The sequence below is a fragment of the Kribbella sp. VKM Ac-2566 genome, from assembly GCF_004366005.1.
Taxonomy (GTDB): Bacteria; Actinomycetota; Actinomycetes; order Propionibacteriales; family Kribbellaceae; genus Kribbella; species Kribbella pratensis.
This window is the reverse complement of the sequence record NZ_SODT01000010.1, coordinates 628491-649156: the sequence shown is the minus strand read 5'-3', so window position 1 is coordinate 649156 and position 20666 is coordinate 628491. Positions and strand designations below refer to the sequence as shown.

At 68.2% G+C, this 20666-nt stretch carries 14 protein-coding genes; 10 read left to right on the top strand and 4 right to left on the bottom strand.

All coding sequences use genetic code 11. The features are described 5' to 3' along the window. The first annotated feature begins 1 nt into the window (after window position 1). The 4 genes from EV647_RS21365 (at window position 2) to EV647_RS21350 (ending at window position 8955) form a co-directional block, all read left to right on the top strand. Complete coding sequence (locus EV647_RS21365; protein WP_134005510.1) at window positions 2-1165, top strand: Gfo/Idh/MocA family protein; 1164 nt, start codon at window positions 2-4, stop codon at window positions 1163-1165. Further along, window positions 1162-2322, top strand: a complete 1161-nt coding sequence (gene xylA, locus EV647_RS21360) for a xylose isomerase (RefSeq protein WP_134005508.1) — start codon at window positions 1162-1164, stop codon at window positions 2320-2322. The genes EV647_RS21365 and xylA overlap by 4 nt, the downstream gene beginning before the upstream one ends. An 84-nt stretch (window positions 2323-2406) precedes the next feature. Then, on the top strand, window positions 2407-7779 hold the full coding sequence (locus EV647_RS21355; RefSeq protein ID WP_134005506.1) for a ThuA domain-containing protein: 5373 nt from the start codon (window positions 2407-2409) through the stop codon (window positions 7777-7779). Window positions 7780-7953: 174 nt separating this feature from the next. Then, the gene (locus EV647_RS21350) at window positions 7954-8955 is read left to right on the top strand and encodes a sugar phosphate isomerase/epimerase (RefSeq protein WP_134005505.1); all 1002 of its coding nucleotides are present in this window, start codon (window positions 7954-7956) and stop codon (window positions 8953-8955) included. On the opposite strand, the gene EV647_RS21345 is transcribed toward EV647_RS21350, so the two are convergent. Then, window positions 8952-10010 (bottom strand): epoxide hydrolase family protein, encoded by a 1059-nt coding sequence (locus EV647_RS21345; protein ID WP_134005503.1) that lies wholly within the window; start codon window positions 10008-10010, stop codon window positions 8952-8954. The two genes, EV647_RS21350 and EV647_RS21345, sit on opposite strands and share 4 nt — an antisense overlap. A gap of 60 nt (window positions 10011-10070) precedes the next feature. Here EV647_RS21345 and EV647_RS21340 point away from each other — a divergent pair, with 60 nt between their 5' ends. Continuing rightward, window positions 10071-10781, top strand: a complete 711-nt coding sequence (locus EV647_RS21340) for a YqjF family protein (protein WP_134005501.1) — start codon at window positions 10071-10073, stop codon at window positions 10779-10781. On the opposite strand, the gene EV647_RS21335 is transcribed toward EV647_RS21340, so the two are convergent. Continuing rightward, on the bottom strand, window positions 10771-11508 hold the full coding sequence (locus tag EV647_RS21335; protein WP_134005499.1) for a hypothetical protein: 738 nt from the start codon (window positions 11506-11508) through the stop codon (window positions 10771-10773). The two genes, EV647_RS21340 and EV647_RS21335, sit on opposite strands and share 11 nt — an antisense overlap. Window positions 11509-11575: 67 nt before the next feature. Between EV647_RS21335 and EV647_RS21330 the strand changes: the two genes are divergently transcribed. Further along, a complete protein-coding gene (locus EV647_RS21330; RefSeq protein ID WP_238177318.1) occupies window positions 11576-12070 on the top strand; it encodes a MarR family winged helix-turn-helix transcriptional regulator in 495 nt (164 codons plus the stop codon). Window positions 12071-12307: 237 nt separating this feature from the next. Further along, a complete protein-coding gene (locus EV647_RS21325) occupies window positions 12308-13093 on the top strand; it encodes a GNAT family N-acetyltransferase (RefSeq protein ID WP_134005497.1) in 786 nt (261 codons plus the stop codon). Here EV647_RS21325 and EV647_RS21320 read toward each other — a convergent pair. Then, on the bottom strand, window positions 13090-13668 hold the full coding sequence (locus tag EV647_RS21320) for a GNAT family N-acetyltransferase (protein WP_134005495.1): 579 nt from the start codon (window positions 13666-13668) through the stop codon (window positions 13090-13092). The genes EV647_RS21325 and EV647_RS21320 overlap by 4 nt on opposite strands. Further along, window positions 13665-14459 carry an SGNH/GDSL hydrolase family protein gene (locus tag EV647_RS21315; RefSeq protein WP_202876255.1) on the bottom strand — a complete coding sequence of 265 codons (795 nt, stop codon included), beginning with the start codon at window positions 14457-14459 and terminating at the stop codon, window positions 13665-13667. The genes EV647_RS21320 and EV647_RS21315 overlap by 4 nt, the downstream gene beginning before the upstream one ends. 38 nt (window positions 14460-14497) lie before the next feature. Here EV647_RS21315 and EV647_RS21310 point away from each other — a divergent pair, with 38 nt between their 5' ends. The 3 genes from EV647_RS21310 (at window position 14498) to EV647_RS21300 (ending at window position 20664) form a co-directional block, all read left to right on the top strand. Beyond that, window positions 14498-17467, top strand: a complete 2970-nt coding sequence (locus EV647_RS21310) for a sacsin N-terminal ATP-binding-like domain-containing protein (protein ID WP_238177317.1) — start codon at window positions 14498-14500, stop codon at window positions 17465-17467. Between the two features lie 249 nt (window positions 17468-17716). Continuing rightward, window positions 17717-19573: an ABC transporter substrate-binding protein gene (locus EV647_RS21305; RefSeq protein ID WP_134005493.1), complete on the top strand. Its 1857-nt coding sequence runs from the start codon at window positions 17717-17719 to the stop codon at window positions 19571-19573. Further along, a complete protein-coding gene (locus EV647_RS21300) occupies window positions 19570-20664 on the top strand; it encodes an ABC transporter permease (protein ID WP_134005491.1) in 1095 nt (364 codons plus the stop codon). Before EV647_RS21305 ends, EV647_RS21300 begins: the two co-directional genes overlap by 4 nt. Window positions 20665-20666 lie beyond the last annotated feature (2 nt).

The window sequence follows — 20666 nt, the reverse complement described above, 5'->3', positions numbered from 1 at the left end:
CATGGAGAACCTGGGCATCGGCCTGATCGGCTACGCGTTCATGGGGGCGGCGCATTCGCAGGCCTGGCGGAGCGCGCCGCGCTTCTTCGACCTGCCGCTGGACCCGGCCATGAACGTGCTCTGCGGCCGTAACGCCGAGGCTGTTCGAGCGGCCGCGACGAAACTCGGCTGGAAGGAGACCGAGACCGACTGGCGCAAGCTGCTCGGTCGCGACGACGTCCAGCTGGTCGACGTGTGCACGCCGGGCGACAGTCACGCCGAGATCGCGATCGCAGCCCTGGAGGCCGGCAAGCACGTGCTGTGCGAGAAGCCGCTGGCCAACACCGTCGAGGAGGCCGAGGCGATGACCGCGGCCGCCGAGGCGGCCAAGGCCAAGGGGATCAGGTCGATGGTCGGGTTCACCTACCGCCGGGTGCCGGCCATCGGGCTGGCCCGCCAGCTCGTTGCCGAAGGCAAGCTCGGGACGATCCGGCACGTTCGGGCGCAGTACCTCCAGGACTGGATCGCCGATCCGGAGGCGCCGCTGTCGTGGCGGCTGGACAAGGAGAAGGCCGGCTCGGGCGCGCTCGGTGACATCGGCGCGCACATCATCGACCTGACGCAGTACATCACCGGCGACACGATCGGTGAGGTGAGCGCGCGGCTCGAGACGTTCGTCAAGGAGCGCCCGGTCGCGGCCGAGCACTCCGGCCTGGCCGGTACGGCGGGCACCGAACGCGGACCCGTCACGGTCGACGACGCGGCCGTGTTCCTGGCCACCTTCCGTTCCGGCGCGCTGGGCGTCTTCGAGGCGACCCGCTTCGCCACCGGCCGGAAGAACGCGATCCGAATCGAGATCAACGGAAGCCTCGGCAGTCTGGCGTTCGACTTCGAGGACATGAACCTCCTGCATTACTACGACGCAGGCGAAGACTCGAGGACGGCGGGCTTCCGCCGCATCCTCGCCACCGAACCCGACCACCCGTACGTCGCGGCGTGGTGGCCACCCGGCCACCTACTCGGCTACGAGCACGGGTTCACCCATCAGGTCGTCGACCTGGTCACCGCGATCGCCGAAGGCGCCGATCCGGAACCGTCGTTCGCCGACGGGCTGCGCGTTCAGCGCGTGCTCGCCGCGGTCGAGGCCAGTTCGACATCCCGTCAATGGCAGGAGATTCCGGAATGAACAGCTATACCCCGACGAAGGACGACAAGTTCTCCTTCGGACTGTGGACCGTCGGCTGGCAGGGCGTCGATGTGTTCGGTACGGCGGTACGCCCCGCGATGGACCCGGTGCACGCCGTCGAGAAGCTCGCGGAACTGGGCGCCGCGGCGGTCACGTTCCACGACGACGACGTCGTACCGGACGACAGCACCCGCGCGCAGACGCTCGAACGCTTCACCAAGTCACTCGCCGACACCGGCATGGTCGTCGAGATGATGACCACGAACCTGTTCGCGCACCCGGTGTTCAAGGACGGCGGCCTGACCGCGAACGACCGTCAGGTACGGCGGTACGCGCTGGCGAAGGTGCTGCGCAACGTCGACCTCGCGGCCGAGCTGGGCGCGACGACGTACGTGCTCTGGGGCGGCCGTGAGGGCGCCGAGTCGGGCGGCTCGAAGGACGTACGGGCGGCGCTCGACCGGTACAAGGAGTCGATGGACATCCTGTGCGCGTACGTCCGCGAGCAGGGGTACAACATCCGGTTCGCGCTGGAGCCCAAGCCGAACGAGCCGCGCGGTGACATCCTGCTGCCGTCGATCGGGCACGCGATCGCGTTCATCAACGACCTCGCCGACCCCGAGCTGGTCGGTATCAACCCCGAGGTCGGGCACGAGCAGATGGCGTCGCTGAACTACGCGCACGGGATCGCGCAGGCTTTGTGGCACGGGAAGCTGTACCACATCGACCTCAACGGCCAGCACGGTCCGCGGTTCGACCAGGACCTGCGGTTCGGGGCCGGCAACCTGCGCGAGGCGTTCTGGACGGTCGACGTGCTGCAGGGCGCCGGAAGCTACCCGGCGTACGAGGGCTACATCCACTTCGACTACAAGCCGCCGCGGACCGAGGACGAGGAAGGCGTCTGGGAGACCGCGCGTGGCTGTATGCGGAACTACCTGATCCTGCGCGACAAGGTGCAGGCGTTCCGCGCCGACCCCGAGGTCGCGGAGGCACTCGCCGCCGCACGTGTCGCGGAGATGTCCGAACCCACCCTGGCCGAGGGTGAGTCCCTGGACGACCTCCGCAACGCGACGTACGACCGGGACGCGCTGGCCGAGCGCGGTCTCGGGTTCGAAAGGCTGGACCAGTTGGCGATGGAGCACCTGCTCGGCGTCCGCTGACCCAGCCGTAGTACTCCCGCGCAGGGCAGAGCACGGGACTTGTAGTGGAGCGCGCGCCCTTGTCCGACCCATGAGGAGCTCCGCATGATCCAGCTACGCAGGCACGGCACTTTGGTATGTGCTCTCGTGCTCGCCCTGTTCGCGGCACTACTGACTCCGTCACCCGCCCGGGCCCATCCCGGGCACGGTGACGAGACGTTCAACGCCCTGATCTTCAGCAAGACCGCCGGTTTCCGGCACGACTCGATCCCGGCCGGAATCCAGGCGATCAAGGACCTGGCGACCGAGAACGGCTTCACGGTCACCGCGACCGAGGACTCCACGATGTTCAACGACACCGAGCTGGCGAAGTACGAGGTCGTCATCTGGCTGTCCACGACCGGTGACGTCCTGAACGCGGACCAGCAAGCCGCGTTCGAGCGGTACATCCGGTCCGGCGGCGGGTACGCCGGGATCCACGCCGCGTCCGACACGGAGTACGACTGGCCTTGGTACGGGCAGCTCGTCGGCAGCTACTTCGACAGCCACCCCGCGGGTACGCCGAGTGCGACGGTGAAGGTGGAGGACCATGCGCACCCGTCCACGAAGGACGCTCCGACGCTCTGGCCTCGGACCGATGAGTGGTACAACTACCGGACCAATCCGCGCGGCACCGTCCATGTGCTCGCGTCGCTCGACGAGTCGTCGTACAGCGGGGGCAACATGGGCCCCGAGCACCCGATCACGTGGTGCCAGGACTACGACGGCGGCCGCGCCTGGTACACGGGCATGGGGCACACGATCGAGTCGTACGCCGATCCGACGTTCCGCAAGCAACTGCTCGGTGGCATCAGGACCGCGGCCGGTGTGGAGCCGGCGGACTGCGGCGCGTCGCTGAGCGACAGCTACGAGAAGGTCACGCTGGACGACGACACGTCGAACCCGATGGAGCTGTCGATCGCCGACGACGGCCGGGTGTTCTACATCGACCGGAACGGCGCGGTGAAGATCGTCAAGACCGACGGCTCAGTCGTCACCGCCGGGACGCTGAACGTCTATACCGGCCAGGAATTCGGGCTTCTGGGTATCGCTCTGGATCCCGGGTTCGCGTCGAACGGGTTCATCTATCTGTACTACTCGCCGGTGAGCGCGGAGCCGTTCGACCGGGTCTCGCGGTTCAAGGTGACTGGTGACGCTCTTGACCTCGCGAGCGAGCAGCAGGTGCTGCGGATCGACACGCAACGCGACCAGTGCTGCCATGCCGGCGGCGCGCTCGAGTTCGACGGCAACGGCAACCTTTACATCGCGACCGGTGACAACAGCAATCCGTTCGACTCCGACGGTTATGCGCCGCTGGACGAGCGGGCCGGCCGGGCCGCGTGGGACTCGCAGCGGTCGGCGGCCAACAGCAACGTCCTGAACGGCAAGGTGCTGCGCATCCATCCGGAGGCCGACGGCAGCTACACCGTCCCGGCGGGCAACCTGTTCGCTCCCGGTACGGCGAAGACACGGCCCGAGATCTACGCGATGGGCTTCCGCAACCCCTTCCGGATCGGGATCGACCCGGCCACCAATCACCTGTTCGTCGCTGACTACGGGCCGGACGCCGGTGCGGTCTCGCCGACCCGCGGACCGGACGGCCGGGTCGAGTGGAACATCCTGTCCAAGCCGGGATTCTACGGGTGGCCGTACTGCGTCGGCGCGAACACGCCGTACAACGACTACGACTTCGCGACGGGAACGTCGGGGCCGACCTTCAACTGCAACGCACCGGTCAACGAGTCGCCGAACAACACCGGCCTCACCCAACTGCCAGCGGCGATCCCCGCGACGATGTGGCAGGGGAAGTCGACGACCGGCGTACCCGAGATCGGCGGCAGCGGTGCCCCGATGACGAGTGGGGCTTACAAGTTCGATGCCGCGAACCCGTCGGACCGGAAGTGGCCGGAGTACTTCGACGGCAAGGCGGTCTGGGCGGACTGGAACGACAGCCGGCTGTTCTCCGTGCAACTGAACGACGATCGCAGCGGCGTCGCGGATGTCTCGCGGATGCTGCAGAAGCTGAACTTCATCCGGCCGCACGCATTGCAGTTCGGGCCGGACGGCGCGCTGTACGTGATCGAGTGGGGGAGCGGGTTCGGCGGCAACAACGCCGACTCGGGCGTCTACCGGATCGACTACATCCAAGGGAACCGGGCGCCGATCGCGCAGTTCGCGACCGACAAGACGTCCGGTCCGGTGCCTCTGACGGTCGCGTTCGACTCGACCGGGTCGCGGGATCCGGACGGGCAACCGGTGACGCTGGCCTGGGACTTCGACGGCAACGGTACGACGGACAGCACCGACGCCAAGCCGACGTACACCTACACAACCGCCGGGGTGTTCACCGCTCGGCTGACGGTGACCGATCCGGACGGGCGTACGGCGGTGTCGAACCGGACGATCACGGCCGGAAACACCGCGCCGACGATCACCGTGCAAGCACCGGTCGACGGCGGGTTCTTCGACTTCGGCGACACGATCCACTACAAGGTGACAGTCACCGACCCCGAGGACGGGACGGTCGACTGCACCGACGTCGTCACCCAGCCGGCGCTCGGGCACGACGAGCACGCGCACGGTTATGAGCAGTACCACGGGTGCGAGGGGACGTTCCCGCTGCCCGGCGACCAGGGTCATGTCGGCGCGAACATCTTCGGCATCGTCACCGTGACGTACACGGACAAGGGCGCGCCGGGGACGGGCAAGATCACCACGCAGAAGGTGGTCCAGCTGCAACCGAAGACCCGCGAGGCGGAGTTCTTCAGCGAGACCGGTGGGCCCGGATCGGTTCCCGGCGTACAGGTCGAGGACACCGGTGACACCGCGGGTGGCGGCAAGAACATCGGGCTCATCGAGGACGGTGACTGGTGGGGCTGGAAGCCGACCAACCTGACGAACATCGACCAGATCCAGCTCCGGGCCGCGTCGCCTGACGCCGGCGCGACAGTGCAGGTTCGCCAGGGCTCGCCGACGGACGGGCCTGTGGTGGCGACGATCCAGGTGTCGCCGACGGGCGGCTGGCAGACGTACGGCGACTTCACCGGCGCGGTCAGCGGCGCGTCACTCGACAGCGGCCCGCTGTACTTCGTGAAGACGACCGGGCAACTGAACGTCAACTGGGTCAAGTTCATCGGCAAGGGCGTCACCGAGAACCAGCGCCCCGCGGTGACCGTGACAGCGTCTGCGACACAAGGTAAGGCTCCGTTGGCAGTCGACTTCACGGCGGCCGCAACCGACCCCGAGGGCGACCTGCCACTCACCTACGCCTGGAGCTTCGGCGACGGCGGGACTGCGACCGGTCCCACTGCCTCCCACACGTTCACAGTTCCGGGCAAGCACACCGTTGTCGCGACCGTCACCGATTCGCGCGGAGCCGCGGGAACCTCGAAGGTCGACGTAACAGTCGACGCACCGTCGGCCCCGACCTGTCTGACCGGCCGTTCCGACGGCTTCGACGGTACGACGCTGGACACGACCCGTTGGTCGGCCGTGGTCCGAGGCAACCAAGAGCTGTCCGTGGGGAACGGTGCGTTGTCGATCCCGTTGACGGCAACGGACATCTACGGAACCGGCAACACCGGGACACCGAACATCGTCCTGCAACCGCTCCCCGCCGGTGCTTGGTCGGCGACCGCCAAGGTGACCTTGCCGGCCCGGTTGGCCTACCAGCAGGCCGGGCTGATCGTGTACGGCGACGACGACAACTACGCCAAGATGGTTCTCCAGGGCCGGTCGACCACGGCGTCCGCGGCTGACCGGATCTTCCAGTTCATCCGCGAGGAGAACGGCGCACCGAACGAGGTGGCCGCATCGAACACGGCGAACCTCGGCGCCGCCTACCCGGACACGGTCTGGGTGCGGTTCACGTCGGACGGCGCGAACCTGAAGGCGGCGTACAGCGCGGACGGCGCGACGTTCACCGAGATGCCGGAGACGAAGCAGCTCGCGGGGATCACGAATCCACGGATCGGGCTGTTCGGTCTCGCGAACCGGACCGAAGCGCTGCCGATCGCGGCGTCGTTCGACTACTTCACGATCACTCCCGACGACACTGTCGAGCAGCCCGCACCGGACGACGAGTTCGCGGGTACGACGCTCGACGCGTGCCGCTGGACGGACGTCGTACGGCCCGATCCAGCCGCGTACCGGGTGACCGGCGGCGGCCTGGAGATCGACACGAGCAAGGGTGACATCTACGGCGGTACGGCGACGAACCCGCGGAACCTGATGCTCCAGCCGGCACCGGACGGCGACTGGACGATCGAGACGAAGGTGGACGCGTCGTCGTTCGACGAGGCGTTCCAGCAGGCGGGTCTGCTGGTGTACGCCGACGATGCGAACTATGTGAAACTCGACTACCTGACGACGAACCCCGCCGGATCGACGGTTGCCCGAGGCATCGAGCTTCGCAGTGAAGTGGCCGACGTCGTCCAGTCCCCGCAGCCGAACGCCCCCATCCCTGCTCAAGGCGTCTGGTATCTCCGGCTGGCCAAGTCGGGTTCGACCTTCACCGGGTCGTACAGCTCGGACGGCCTGACCTGGACCGCACTGGCCCCCGTGACGAACACCGCGCTGGGCTCGGCGAAGTTCGGTGTGTACGCGTTCGGCGTGGATCAGGCCGCATCGAAGACCGCCAAGTTCGACTACTTCAAGTTGGTCCGCGACACGGTTGCGCCTGCGGTCAGCCTGACGCTCAACCCGTCGACGCCGTCTGGGCAAGCGGGGTGGTGGACGGGGCCGGTGACCGCGACCGCGATGGGCACGGACGACCAGCCGGGTCAGGTGTACCTGGAGCAGAAGGTTGGTGAGGGCAACTGGTCGGAGTACACCGCACCGGTCACGCTGACCGCCGACGGGACGCAGACCCTCGCGGTCCGAGGGAGTGACACGGCCGGCAACATCTCCGAACCTTCGTCGGTCACGGTGAAGATCGATCAGACGCCGCCGGCAGTTGTGGTGAGCGGGCTGCCAAGTGGCGGGACGCTGGGAGTCGCGTCCACGGCGTCCGTGCAGGCGACCGTGGCGGACGCGTTGTCCGGCCCGGGCGCCGTCACACTGGCCGTCGACGGGAAGCCAACGACCGGGGCCTTGGACGGTGTTGTGCTGGGGCTCGGCGCGCACACGATCACCGCGATCGGCACGGATGTCGCGGGCAACACCGCGACCACCGCGGTGCCCTTCACGGTGGTCGCGTCGTACGCCGAGGCGGTCAAGCTGGTCGACCGCTACCGCGCGGCCGGAAAGGTGCCGCTGGCAACTGCCACGGTGCTGAAGGCGTACCTCAGAACCGCCGAGCGCGCCGCGGGTCGCCACCAGGTCGTGGCCGCGACCGCTGCTCTCAACCTGTACCTGGCCACGGCCGGCACGGTCGCCGACGTACCGGCGCGGACCTCGCTGACCGCGGTGGGCCAGGACCTGAAGGCACGGCTCGGCTGATGACGTCGCCGTGGGTCCTCGCCGCCGTACACCTGCCGCCGCCCCGGCTGGTTCGGCCCCAGACGGGCGACGGCCCAGCGAGACCCACGGTGACAGTCCCCGGCGGCGGACAAGCGCTCCGGACGCCGCCGGGGACGCCCCTGCAGTAGTAGGACACGACAAGGAGACAGACAGATGGCACGACCGATCACGTTGTTCACCGGCCAGTGGGCCGACCTGCCGTTCGAGGAGGTGGCCCGGCTGGCGTCCTCGTGGGGATACGAGGGGCTGGAGGTCGCCTGCTGGGGCGACCATCTGGACGTACGACGTGCCGCCGAGGACCCGGCGTACGTCCGGGACCGGCTGGACATCCTGGAGAAGAACAACCTGAAGGTGTGGACGATCTCCAACCACCTGCTCGGGCAGGCGGTCTGCGACGACCCGATCGACCAGCGCCATCAGGCGATCCTGCCTGCGCACATCTGGGGCGACGGCGATCCCGAAGGCGTCCGGCAGCGGGCGGCCGAGGAGATGAAGACGACCGCGCGGGCGGCGCGGGCGCTCGGCGTGGACGTGGTGGTCGGGTTCACCGGGTCGTCGATCTGGAAGACGGTCGCGATGTTCCCGCCGGTGCCGCCGGCGATGATCGAGGCCGGCTACCAGGACTTCGCGGATCGGTGGAACCCGATCCTCGACGTCTTCGACGAGGTGGGCGTGCGCTTCGCGCATGAGGTGCACCCGTCGGAGATCGCGTACGACTACTGGTCGACGACCGCGACGCTGGAGGCGATCGGGCACCGGGAGGCGTTCGGGCTGAACTGGGACCCGTCGCACTTCGTCTGGCAGGACCTCGATCCGGTCGGGTTCCTGTGGGACTTCAAGGACCGGATCTACCACGTCGACTGCAAGGACGCGAAGCGTCAGGTCGGCAACGGGCGGAACGGCCGGATGGGTTCGCACCTCGCGTGGGGCGACCCGCGCCGCGGCTGGGACTTCGTCTCGACCGGGCACGGGGACGTCCCGTGGGAGGCGTGTTTCCGGATGCTCAACTCGATCGGGTACGACGGCCCGATCTCGGTCGAGTGGGAGGACGCGGGGATGGACCGCCTGGTCGGCGCCGCCGAAGCACTCCAGTTCGTCCGTTCGCTGGCGTTCGACCCGCCGACTGCGTCGTTCGACGCCGCCTTCTCGTCCTAGAGCTTGGTGAAGAAGTTCTGGAGGTCCTCGACGACGAGATCGGGGACCTCCAGGGCGGCGAAGTGGCCGCCGCGGTCGAACTCGGTGTAGTGCACGACATCGAACTCCCGCTCGACGAGCTTGCGCACCGTGCTGTCGTTCGGGAAGACGGCGAGTCCGGTCGGGACAGGGCAGTGGTCGACGTGTGCGCCCCAGGAGGACTGCGCCTCCCGGTAGAGCCTGGCCTGCGAACCCGCAGTACCGGTCAACCACGTCAGCGTCACGCTGTCGAGGATCTGGTCGTTGCTGACGGCACCTTCCCGGTGGCCGTAGTCGTCGTACCATTCCAGGTTCCATGCCAGTTGGCCGATCGGGGAGTCGACCAGCGCGTACGCGAGCGTCTGCGGGCGCGTTCCCTGGATCGCGGCGTACCCGGACCGCTCGTTCCGCCAGCGGTCGAGCCCGCTCAACCGCTGCTGCTCCGCCTCGCTCAGCTCCTCACCCTGAGGGAACGCGACGTACCCGTCGAGATGCAGCCCGATCACCCGCTCGGGGACGAGCCGCGCCAGTGCCGGCCCGATCCGCGCTCCCCAGTCGAACCCGTGGACGCCATACCGCTCGTACCCCAACTGCTCCATCAATGTCACCCACGCCTGCGCGATCCGCTCCACACCCCACCCGGTCGCGCCGGTCACTCCGCTGAACCCGAACCCGGGCATCGTCGGCACCACCAGGGTGAAGTCCTGGGCCAGCGCGTCGATCACGTCGAGGTAGTCGGAGGCGGCGCCAGGCCACCCGTGGAGGAGTAGCAGCGGCGTACCCGAGGACCCCACGCGGAGGTAGTGCACCCGCTGCCCGTCGATCTCGGTCACGTACTGCGGATACGCGTTCAACCGTCGTTCGAACCGTCGCCAGTCGTACTCCGTCCGCCAGTACTCCGCTACTTCCCGCAGCCGCCCGAGCTCGACGCCGTACGACGTACCGGCATCGGGCAACTGATCCGGCCACCTGGCCGCCTCCAGCCGTCGCTGCAGCTCGTCCAACTCCGCCTGCGGTACCTCTGCTCGAAACTCCATGGCACCGAGACTAGAACCGGTAGCGGACAACCCGTGACCGCTACGGCTACGCTCGATCTCATGAGTTGGCCGGAGGCGCCTGACCTGCCGCGGCCGCGAATCCTGCGGCAGCGGTGGTTGGATCTGACCTTCGTTCATTGGGCTTTCGCGCCGGAGGATGTGGCGCACTTCTTCCCGAGGGGTACCCGGCCGGACACCTTCGACGGCCGGACGTACGTCGGTCTGGTGCCGTTCCGCATGGTCGGCACCGGACTCCCTTACGGCCCGGCCGTTCCGTACCTCGGATCGTTCCTGGAGACGAACATCCGCTTGTACTCCGTGGACGAGACGGGCCGGCGTGGTGTCGTTTTCCTGAGCCTCGACGCGAACCGGCTGGCCGTGGTGGTGGCCGCACGCACGGTCTTCGGGTTGCCGTACCGCTGGGCGCGGATGCGCCACGAACGCCACGGCAACCACCACGCCTACACGTCGACCGTCCGTGGCTCCGGAGCTCATGCGCTCGTCGGCGTAGACCTGGGCGATCGGCTGCCGATCGGGCCACTCGAGGACTTCCTCACCGCGCGCTGGGGCCTGCACGTCCATCGCGCCGGCCGCACCTGGTACCTGCCGAACCACCACCCACCCTGGATCCTGCACAGCGCGACCCTCACGTCCCTCGACGCCGACGGTCTGTTGCGCTCGGTGGGCCTCGTCCCGCCGGATCGCCCGCCCGACCATGTCGCGTTCAGCGCCGGCGTCCCGGCGGAGTTCGCCGTACCGCTCAAGCCATGAGCTCTGCGGTCTGCTCGACGATGAACGGGACGCCCAACTGACGTGCCCATCGGTTGACCTCGGTCGCGAGGGCCCGTGACCCCTTGACGTCACCCTCGTCGCGCAGCAGCACGGCGAGCAGCGCTTGCTGGGCGAGGGCGGGACGTAGGTGACCGACGTTCTGGAACAGCTCGGTCGACCGCTCCCACTGCGTCCGCGCGAGGGTCAGATCACCGGACGCGTGGGCGTGGTACCCGAGATGCCGGAGCGCCTGTGCCATCAGCAACTCGTCGTCGCACTTCTCGCCGAGCTCCACCGCGACCTCGTAGTGCTTGCACGCCTCGGCCGGCTGCTCGTACACGTGGTCCGTCATCGCACCTGCCCAGAAGTTCGCCCAGCCCCGCCGCGCCTCGTCAGGAGCCTGCTCGATGAGCGCGCGAGCGCGGCCTCGCAGGTCGTCTCCATCAGCTGTCTGGAACAGGGCCGTCGAGTAGTCCTGGCGGAACGTCAGCATGGCGAGATCCCACGAATCGTCATGGACGGCCGCCAGTGCGGCCGAAGCGTGGTCGGTCGGGCGGCCGAAGTCCTGGTCGACCGCGACCTCGGCCCGGGCCAGGGTGAGTGCCGCGCGCTCGGCGGGATCGTCGCTGGTGGCGGCGGTCAGCAGATCGGTCGCGGCGGTCCACTGGCCGGCGCGCATCAGGTGGGTGGCGGCGGTGACGACATCGATGGCTGCGAGTTGGCTCATGCACTGCACGGTATTTCGATATCGAAATATTTGACAACTAACCTTCAGTGGCTGAAAAGTTAGGCGGGTGAAAGATTTCGTGGACGCCCATGTCGATCTCTGGGCCGGGGAGCTCGACAATCTCGATCGGGACGTCGAAGGCATCACCGTCCGGCTCCAGGTGCTGACGCGGTACCTCGAGCGCCGGCGGGAAGCTGTGCTGGCGGCGTACGGACTGCAACTGTGGGAATTCAAGACGCTCCACATGCTGCGCCGCGGCGGCACGCCGTACCGTGCGACACCTGGCGAGCTGGCCAGGCAGCTCGGGATGTCGCCGGCCGCGCTGACCAATCGGCTGGACGCCCTCGAGAGCCGCGGGTACGTCGAACGCACGCACGACCGCGACGACCGCCGCAAAGTGGTTGCGACACCGACCCCCTCGGGGAGCGCCCTCTGGGAGCGCGGCATCGGCGACATCCTGCGGGTCGAGGAGGAACTGATCCACCACCTGCCCGCAGCCGACCGGACCAGCCTCGACAGCCTGCTCCGGCGCCTCGTGCTCGTCACCGAGAAAGATTCCTAGCTGCCGCATGTCAAGTTCGGCCGATCAGATCCGACGTCCCCGTGTAAGCACCGAGAGACCGGAGGACGGACCGATGGAACCGCTGAACCTGATGGTGTCGCTGAGCCACTTCGCCAACGCCGAGCGTGAGAACAAGCACGGACTGAGCGAGCCCGCCGGCCGCGGGCGGCGCGTGCGGAAGCTTTCAGTACGACGAAATGTGAGGCGAATCTGGGTGACTCGTGCCAGAGTCCTCCCGTGACTGATGCCTTGAAGAAAGACCTGCTCGCGGCGTACGACGACCAGCTGCGGGGGAGCAGTGAGACCGCGGACGTGCCGACGAGCACCGACGGGCCGGTGATCCGGGTCGAGTACCCGAGCCGCGGCTTCGTGAGCTACCGCTCTCTCGATGGTCTCGACGGCGCGGAGATCGACGCCCTGATCGCCCGGCAGCGCGACTACTTCGCGGCCAAGGAACAGGCCGTCGAGTGGAAGCTGCGCGGACACGACCTGCCCGCCGACCTCCCGGACCGGCTGAGGGCCGCCGGGTTCGAGCCCGAGGAGCAGGAGACCGTACTCGTCGCCGAGAGCGCCGCCATCGCGGAGCGCCTGCAGGGCCGCGACGTGGTCGACGACATCACGATCCGGCTGGTCGGCGAGCGCGCGGACTTCGAACGCATCGCCGCGATGGAGTCGACGGTCTGGGGCGAGGACTGGTCCTGGCTGACCGACGACCTGGTACGCCGGCACGCCGGAGGCACCGACGTCTTCGTCGCCGAGGCCGACGGCCAGGTGGTCTCCGCCGCGTGGGCGGTGTACAAGAAGGGCACCGAGTTCACCGGTCTGTGGGGCGGTTCGACGCTCGCCGAGTGGCGCGGCAAGGGCATCTACAAGGCGCTGGTCGCGGTCCGCGCGGCGCGGGCGGTCGAGCTCGGCTACAAGTACCTGCACGTCGACGCGTCCGACGACAGCTCCCCGATCCTCCAGCGCCTCGGCTTCCTCGCAGTCACCACCACCACGCCGTACGTCCACACCCCGGCTTAACGTGGGGCTCGGTACAGGGCGTAGTGCATGGGGCCGTTGTGGGGGAGTTCCAGTTCGGCGATGACGGTGAAGCCCAGTGCCTCGTAGAAGCTGACGTTCGCCGGGTCCTGGGTTTCCACGAAGGCGAGGGAGTGTGCGGCATCCGCGGTTGCGAGACCGGGGGCGATGACCGCGCGGCCGAGCCCCTGGCGCTGGTGGTCCGGGTCGACGGCGGCGAGAGCGAGGAGCCAGGCAGGGTCGCGAGGATGGAAGAGCGCGATCGCCTGGCCGTACTCCGCCGTCAACGGCCACCGGGATCCGGCGATCTCCTGAAACGCGGCCGTGTGCGGCGCGAACGCGTCGGCCGGCAGATCGGGCGGGAGCCAGACGGCCACCGCGCTCACATCGTCGGTGACCCAGACGCGGCCGTGTGGCAGCCCGACGCCGCTGAGGAACAAGCGGTGGTACGCCGTGAGTCGATCGAGGTAGCCGTCCGGGTCGAAGCACGCTCGGGTCATCGGGTAGTCGGCCAACGCGCGGGTCAGGGTGGTGACGGCGTCGTCGACGTCCGAGATGGTTGCCTCGCGCACCTTCATGTGCGGAGCGTCTCGAGAACCAGGTCGGCGACGGCGCGCATACCGGCCGCGTTCGGGTGGTACGAGACGTGGCCGCCCAGATAGGACGGCCGCAGCGTGAACCCGGTCGTCCACGGCTCGGCCGATCCGATCGCGTGGTCCCGGCTCGCCGCCGACGCGGCGACCAGCTCGGCCCCGGACGCGGCCGCTGCCTTCGCGAACGCAGCCGCGAGACCGTCGGCCATCAGCGCGACGCTCGGCAGCTGTTCCTCGTTGAGCGGTACGTCGAGGCGCGGCCGGGTCGCCGGTCCGACCAGACTCAGGTAGTCGACCAGCAGGATGCGCGCCTCCGGGGAGCGCTCTCTTGCCCTCTCGACCACCGTGGTCAGCGAGTCCGTGACCGTCTGGTACGCCGCGTCGTCCTTGAGGTAGCTGACCCGCGCGCGGATCCGGTTCGCCACCCGGCGGCCGAGGATCGTCGCCGGTTTCGCGACGGTGTTCAGGAAACTCCCGCGGAGGAACGCTCCGACGTACTCGAGGTCGTTGCCGCCGACGGTGATCGTCAGCAGAGCGGTCTCCGGCGTGAGCGCGTCGAGCTGCGGCGGCGCCTCGTCCTGCGGGGTGTCGAGCACGTGCGCGGTGGTCGCGCCGGAGTACGAGACGTCGACCAGGTCGAGGCCGAGCTCGGCCGCGACGAGGTGCGCGTAGTTGTTGCCCGAGCGGCCCGCGGGCGGGTGCACGATCGGGCGGATCCCCGGCCCGGCCGCGAACGAGCTGCCGAGTGCGACGTACCGACTGCCGGAAGCGATCACCGCACCACGATAGATGACCTGGGAGGTACGGTGCCTCGGTGACTGAGGATGTGTTCGGAGCCATGGGGATCCGTGAACGGGTGCTGGCCGGGTGGGCGGCGGCGCCCGTTCGGTTCCGGGAGGACGCGAACGCCGAGGAGGAACTCGCCCTCGGCGGGTACGTCGACCGGCTGGTGATCGAGCTCGCCCAGAACGCCGCCGACGCAGCCACCCGCGCCGGCGTCCCGGGCCGCGTCCTGTACGAGTTCCGCGCCAACACCCTCGTAGTAGCGAACACCGGCGTACCCCTTGACGCAGCAGGCGTGGAGTCCCTCGCCACCCTCCGAGCCTCAGCCAAACGCGTTGAGCAGGCCGGTTCCTCGGTGGGACGGTTCGGGGTCGGGTTCTCCGCTGTGCTCGCGGTGACGGATGAGCCGGTGGTGTTGTCGCGGACCGGGGGTGTGCGGTTCTCGAAGGCTGACACCGCGTCGGCCATCGCCGACCTCGAGAACGCGGCGCTGGACACCGAGCTGCGGCGTCGCGACGGGCAGGCGCCTGTCCTGCGACTCCCGTTCGCGACCGAAGGCGAGCCGCCCGCCGGCTACGACACCGCGGTCGTCCTCCCGCTCCGCGACGAGGCGGCCGCCGACCTCGTTCGCCGCCTGCTCACCGAAGCCGACGACGCGCTCCTCCTGGCGCTCCCAGGCCTCGAACGCATCGAGATCGAAACCGACGACACCCATCGGATCCTGGAGAACGCGGCCGACCGCTGGCATATCCACCGCGCCGCGGGCACCTTCACCACCGCCGAACGCGAGCACCTCCTCGCCGACCGCCCCACCGAAGAACGCACCCGCCCCACCTGGTCAGTCGTCTGGGCCCTGCCCCGCAGCCCTCTCACCGAACTACCGCGTGTGGTCCACGCACCCACCCCCACCGACGAACCGTTCTCCCTCCCAGCGTTGCTCCTGGCAACCTTCCCGCTCGACTCCACCCGGCGTCACGTGGCAAAGGGCCCGCTGACGGATCGGCTCGTCCAGGAAGCGGCGACGTCGTACGCCGAACTCCTCCGCCAACGAGCCGACACCGGAGACGACGTACTGCGCCTGGTCCCGACCGGCCTACCTGCGGGAGCACTGGATCGCATGCTCCGCGACGAGATCCTCCGCGTACTACCAGGCAGCCCCGTCCTCCCCGCAGTCGACGGCACCATCCTGCGACCGAGCGAGGCAGTCGTCGTGGACGGTGCCGACGAAGCGTTCAACGAGGTCCTGGCGCCGCTCGTACCAGGCCTGATTCACGCCCGCCGCGAGGACCGCCTCGCCCTTGACGCCCTGCAGGTACGACGCATCGAACTGGCCGAGGTGGTGGATCAGCTCGGAGGAGAGGAACCGCCCGGCTGGTGGCGCACGCTCTACGCCGCGCTCTCGACCATGGTCACCGACCCACTGATCCGCGAATCCCTCGGCACCCTCCCGGTCCCGCTCGCGGACGGCCGGCTCGTCCGCGGTGCTCGCGGTCTGCTCCTGCCCGGACCCGAGATCCCGATCGACACGCTCGCCGCGTTCGGTGAGTACGGCGTACGCGTCGTACACCCGGATGCCGTCGACCCCGTCCTCGAACGCCTCGGCGCGATCACCGCCACTCCCCGCTCGCTCCTCGAAGACGGCGCCGTTCGTGCTGCTGTCGAGCATTCCGCGGAAGCCGACGACCCGGACGCGATCGCGCACGCTGTCCTCAGCATGGTCGCCGCCGACCCGACGCAGGCGGACGGCCTGTGGTGGCTCTCCGATCTCGTACTTCGCGACGCGGACGGCGAACTCGTTCCCGCGAACGCCCTGGTCGTCGCCGGTTCCGACGCGCAAGCAGTGCTCGACGCCGACGAGGTCGCGCCCATCGCCGGCGACGTCCTCGACCGTTACGGCTTGCCCGCACTGGAGGCCGTCGGCGTCCTCGCCTCGCTCGGGGTCGTCGCCGCATCCGACGTCGCCCTGGACCGCCTCCCCGAAGCCCTCCAGGACCTCGACGGTATCGAGGACTGGGCGTACGACGTCGCGCCCGACGGATCCCGGTACGGGGCAGGAGTCGGCGAGCTCGAAGCGATCCGCGACCTCGACTGGATCACCGACGACAGCTGGCCGAAAGTTCTGCAGCTCCTCGGATCCGACCCCGAGTTGCGTCGCGCGCTCGTCACCCAGGTCCGCGTCGTCGGCCCGGACGACCGGCCGCTCGGCGTGCCGTCGTACGCCGCCTGGTGGATCCGTGAGCACGTCCTGCTCGACGACGGCGAACCGCTCGCCGGACGCGCGGATCCCGACGCCGAACCGGTGCTCGCAACCTTCCTCGACGAGGCGCCCGCCTGGACGGCGGGCCTCGATCCCGAGGTCCGTACGGCGGTCGGCCTGGTCCGCGACGTCAGCGATCTCGATGCGGACGGCCTCGGTCTCGTCCTCGACCGGCTGGCCGACCCCGAGCGCGACGTCGACGAAGCATCGATCCTGCGGCTGCGGAACCGGCTCGGGACGCTCGCGCTGTTCCCAGGCGCCGCGCCGGCGCACGTCCGCGTGTTGGACGCCGACGGCGGCGGGACCCGAGTCACCGACGCGGATGGCGCGGTCGTGGTCGACGGGCCGATGTGGGTGCAGCGCGAGGACCTCGGCGGGTTCGTGATCGGATCCGGCGCCGCGGCGGACGGGCTCAGCGACCTGTTCGACGTACCGCTCGCCCAAGAAGTTGCCGAGGGCAAAATCGACGGCGAGGGTACGGCGGCCGACGTGCCGGAGATCGTCCGCGAACTCGTGCCCGAGGTCCCGGCGGCGTGGTGGGAGCACGAGGAGCTCACCGTCGACGGTGTCGAGGTCTCGTGGTGGGTCGACGCCGAGGGTGCACCGCACGCGGCGACGTTCGACGGGCTGGCGAAGGCCCTCGCGTGGGCCGCCGGGCGATGGGACCAGCGGCACGTGATCCGCGCGGTTCTCAACGAACCGGACCGTTCCGTGGAACTTCTGGTCGACGCCGTCTACGACTGACCGGAACTGGCCGCGGGCCGGAAAGTACACGCCGCGTAACTGCGCTTGGAAGCGTTTCCGCCTACGGGAGTCACGCAGAGCGAGCAACGTTGTCAAAGGTTGGTATATCCACTGAGCTGCGGATATGACGTCTTCACTTCAACGTGGCAACGAACTCTTGTCAACGTTGTCAACGCTACTTATAGTCCGTGGCACCTCTCGGTCCGTGATCCGCCAGTCCACGCAATGCAAACGGAGGTGACCTTCGTCATGAACACGGAGTCCCACAGCGATGGCCCGCGCCCGCAAGAGCAGTACGAAGATGTCGAAGACGTCGTCCGGTACCAGCTGACCCGGCGGAGCATGATCGGAGGAGGCGCCGCGGCACTGACCGCCTTCCTGGCCGCCTGTTCCGGCGGTGGCTCCTACTCCGACAAGCCGGCCAACAGCAACAAGCCGGTGGCCACCAAGTCCATCCAGATCGGCAAGGCCAACATCCCGGTCCCGCGGGACCAGACGGTGATCGTCGGCCAGGTCGAGTACACCGTCTTCGACAGCTTCAACGGGATGATCCCGAACGGATCACCGGGCGGTGCCGGTGTGGAGCTGGCCACCGAGCCGCTGTTCTTCCTCAGTTTCGCCACCGGCAAGCTCACGCCGTGGCTGGCGACCGAGTACAAGTACAACGACGACCACACCGAGCTGACCCTGAAGTTCGACCCGAAGGCGCACTGGAACGACGGGAAGCCGCTGGGCGCGAACGACTTCAGGTTCACCGTCATGGCCCTCAAGGACCGCCCCGACCTGTTCGGCGGCGGCGGCGACCTGAAGGAGTTCGTCAAGACCGTCGAGGTGCCGGACCCGCAGACCGCGGTGGTCAAGTTCCTGAAGCCGACGCCGCGGTTCCACTACAACTTCATCGCCGCGATCGCGGGCGCGCCGAACAACATCATGCCCGAGCACATCTGGAAGTCGCAGGACCTGACGAAGTACAAGGACAACCCGCCGGTCCGCTCCGGCCCGTACAAGCTGAAGCAGGCGATCCGGAACCAGAAGATGTTCGTCTGGGAGAAGGACCCGAACTACTGGAACAAGGACAAGCTCGACGTCAAGCCGCAGTACGTGATCTTCCAGAGCACCTCGAAGCAGCTCGACCAGGCGTCGCTGGCGTTCGAGCGCGCCGAGTTCGACGTCGGCTCGATCGACACGCAGCACGCCACGCAGCTGGCCAACACCGGCTACCCGAACCTGGTCACGACGCAGTTCCACGACCCGAACCCACGGGTGATGTGGCTGAACTGCGACCCGGCCCGGGGCGTGATGGCCGAGGAGAAGATGCGCTGGGCGATCAACTACTGCCTCGACCGGGAGAAGATCGGTACGTCGGTCTGGGACGTCAAGGTGCCGCCCGCGATCTACCCGTGGGCCGACTACCCGACCAACGACAAGTGGAAGGACGACGAGCTCGCCGACAAGTACAAGTTCGAGTACAGCCTCGAGAAGGCGACTCAGCTGCTCGACGAGATCGCTCCGAAGAACGCGGCCGGCAAGCGCACCTACAAGGGCAAGGAGATCAACCTCGAGATCATCACGCCCGCGCAGGTCGACAAGGCCGAGTACGCGATCGCGAACGTGCTGAAGACCGACCTCGCCAAGGTCGGGGTGCCCTGCACGTTGCGCAGCCTGTCCGGCAGCGTGCACGACGAGAAGTTCCAGCGCGGCGAGTACGACATCGACTCGAGCTGGGCCGGGTTCGCCATCGACCCCGAGCAGCTGTACACCGACTGGGAGAGCAGCAAGGCACAGCCGATCGGCAAGAACGCCGCCGGGAAGAACAAGATGCGCTTCAAGGACCCGGCGTTCGACGAGATCTCCCAGAAGCTGTCCGGGATGGACCCGGACAGCGAGGAGGCGAAGCCGCTGCTCAAGCAGGCGCTGGAGATCTACTTCCAGAAGCTGCCGCTGCTGCCGGTGATCCAGACCGGGTACCCGCAGTTCTTCAACACCGCCTTCTGGAAGGACTGGCCGACCGACGACAACCTGTACGAGGTGCCGTTGAACTGGTGGCCGCACTTCATCCTGGTGCTCGGCAAGATCTCGGCCACCGGCCAGAAGGGACCGGCGTGACGGCGGAGGCCCCGCCGGTGGTAGCTGTCGACAAGAGCCAGGACTCCGCGCCGCCTTCGGGGGTGCGGGCCTGGCTGTCGCGGCATCCGCTGGCGGCGTACGCGATCCGAAGGGTCGGGCTCTATTTCGTGGAGCTCTGGGGAGCGCTCACCATCGCGTTCTTCTTCTTCCGTCTGATCCCGGGCGACCCGGTCCAGACCCTGATCCAGACGCTGCAGCAGAACTACATGTACAACCAGCAGGCGAGCACCGAGCTCATCGCCCGCTACCAGCAGGAGTTCGGCCTCACCGGGAACATGTTCTCCCAGTACCTGAAGTACATGGAGAAACTCGTTCTGCACGGTGATCTCGGGCCGAGCCTCATCAACTACCCGACGCCGGCCCAGGACGTGATCCTCAGATCGTTGCCCTGGACAATCGGTCTGCTCGGGATCTCCGCGGTGCTGGCCTGGGTCCTCGGCGTGCTCCTCGGGGCGATCGCGGGCTGGCGGCGCGGGAAACTCGGATCCGCGATCGCGACCAACCTGTCGATCGCGCTCTCCCACGTTCCGTACTTCTTCGTCGCGCTGATCCTGGTGTACATCTTCGCGTACTCGATGGGCGTGCTGCCTGCGAGATCGGCGTACGACTCCAACATCAGTCCGGGGATCTCGCTGGAGTTCATCGGCAGCGTGCTCAAGTACGGGCTGCTGCCGGGGTTGTCGATCGTGATCATCGGGACGTTCAGCTGGATCCTGTCCACCCGGATGCTGATGGTCCCGGTCCTCGGCGAGGACTACCTGGTGTACGCCGAGGCGAAAGGCCTGAAGGGCTGGCGGATCCTGACCCGGTACGCGCTGCGGAACTGCTACCTGCCGCAGATCACCGCGTTCGGCATCTCGCTCGGCTTCATCTTCAACGGCAACGTGCTGGTCGAGCAGCTGTTCAACTACCCGGGTCTCGGGACCACGCTGGTCACCGCGATCCAGCAACTCGACTTCAACACGATCCTCGGCGTCACCGATATCGCGATCTTCTCGGTGCTGACCGCCGTACTCCTGCTCGACCTCCTGCTCCCGCTGCTTGACCCGCGGGTCAAGTACTGGAAGTGATG

Bases quoted from the DNA above. Each gene is read 5' to 3' on its own strand.
- EV647_RS21345 (WP_134005503.1), bottom strand. From the start codon at position 10,010: ATGGAGTTTCGAGCAGAGGTACCGCAGGCGGAGTTGGACGAGCTGCAG.
- EV647_RS21365 (WP_134005510.1), top strand. From the start codon at position 2: ATGGAGAACCTGGGCATCGGCCTGATCGGCTACGCGTTCATGGGGGCG.
- EV647_RS21305 (WP_134005493.1), top strand. From the start codon at position 17,717: ATGAACACGGAGTCCCACAGCGATGGCCCGCGCCCGCAAGAGCAGTAC.
- EV647_RS21335 (WP_134005499.1), bottom strand. From the start codon at position 11,508: ATGAGCCAACTCGCAGCCATCGATGTCGTCACCGCCGCCACCCACCTG.
- EV647_RS21355 (WP_134005506.1), top strand. From the start codon at position 2,407: ATGATCCAGCTACGCAGGCACGGCACTTTGGTATGTGCTCTCGTGCTC.
- xylA (WP_134005508.1), top strand. From the start codon at position 1,162: ATGAACAGCTATACCCCGACGAAGGACGACAAGTTCTCCTTCGGACTG.
- EV647_RS21320 (WP_134005495.1), bottom strand. From the start codon at position 13,668: ATGAAGGTGCGCGAGGCAACCATCTCGGACGTCGACGACGCCGTCACC.
- EV647_RS21350 (WP_134005505.1), top strand. From the start codon at position 7,954: ATGGCACGACCGATCACGTTGTTCACCGGCCAGTGGGCCGACCTGCCG.
- EV647_RS21340 (WP_134005501.1), top strand. From the start codon at position 10,071: ATGAGTTGGCCGGAGGCGCCTGACCTGCCGCGGCCGCGAATCCTGCGG.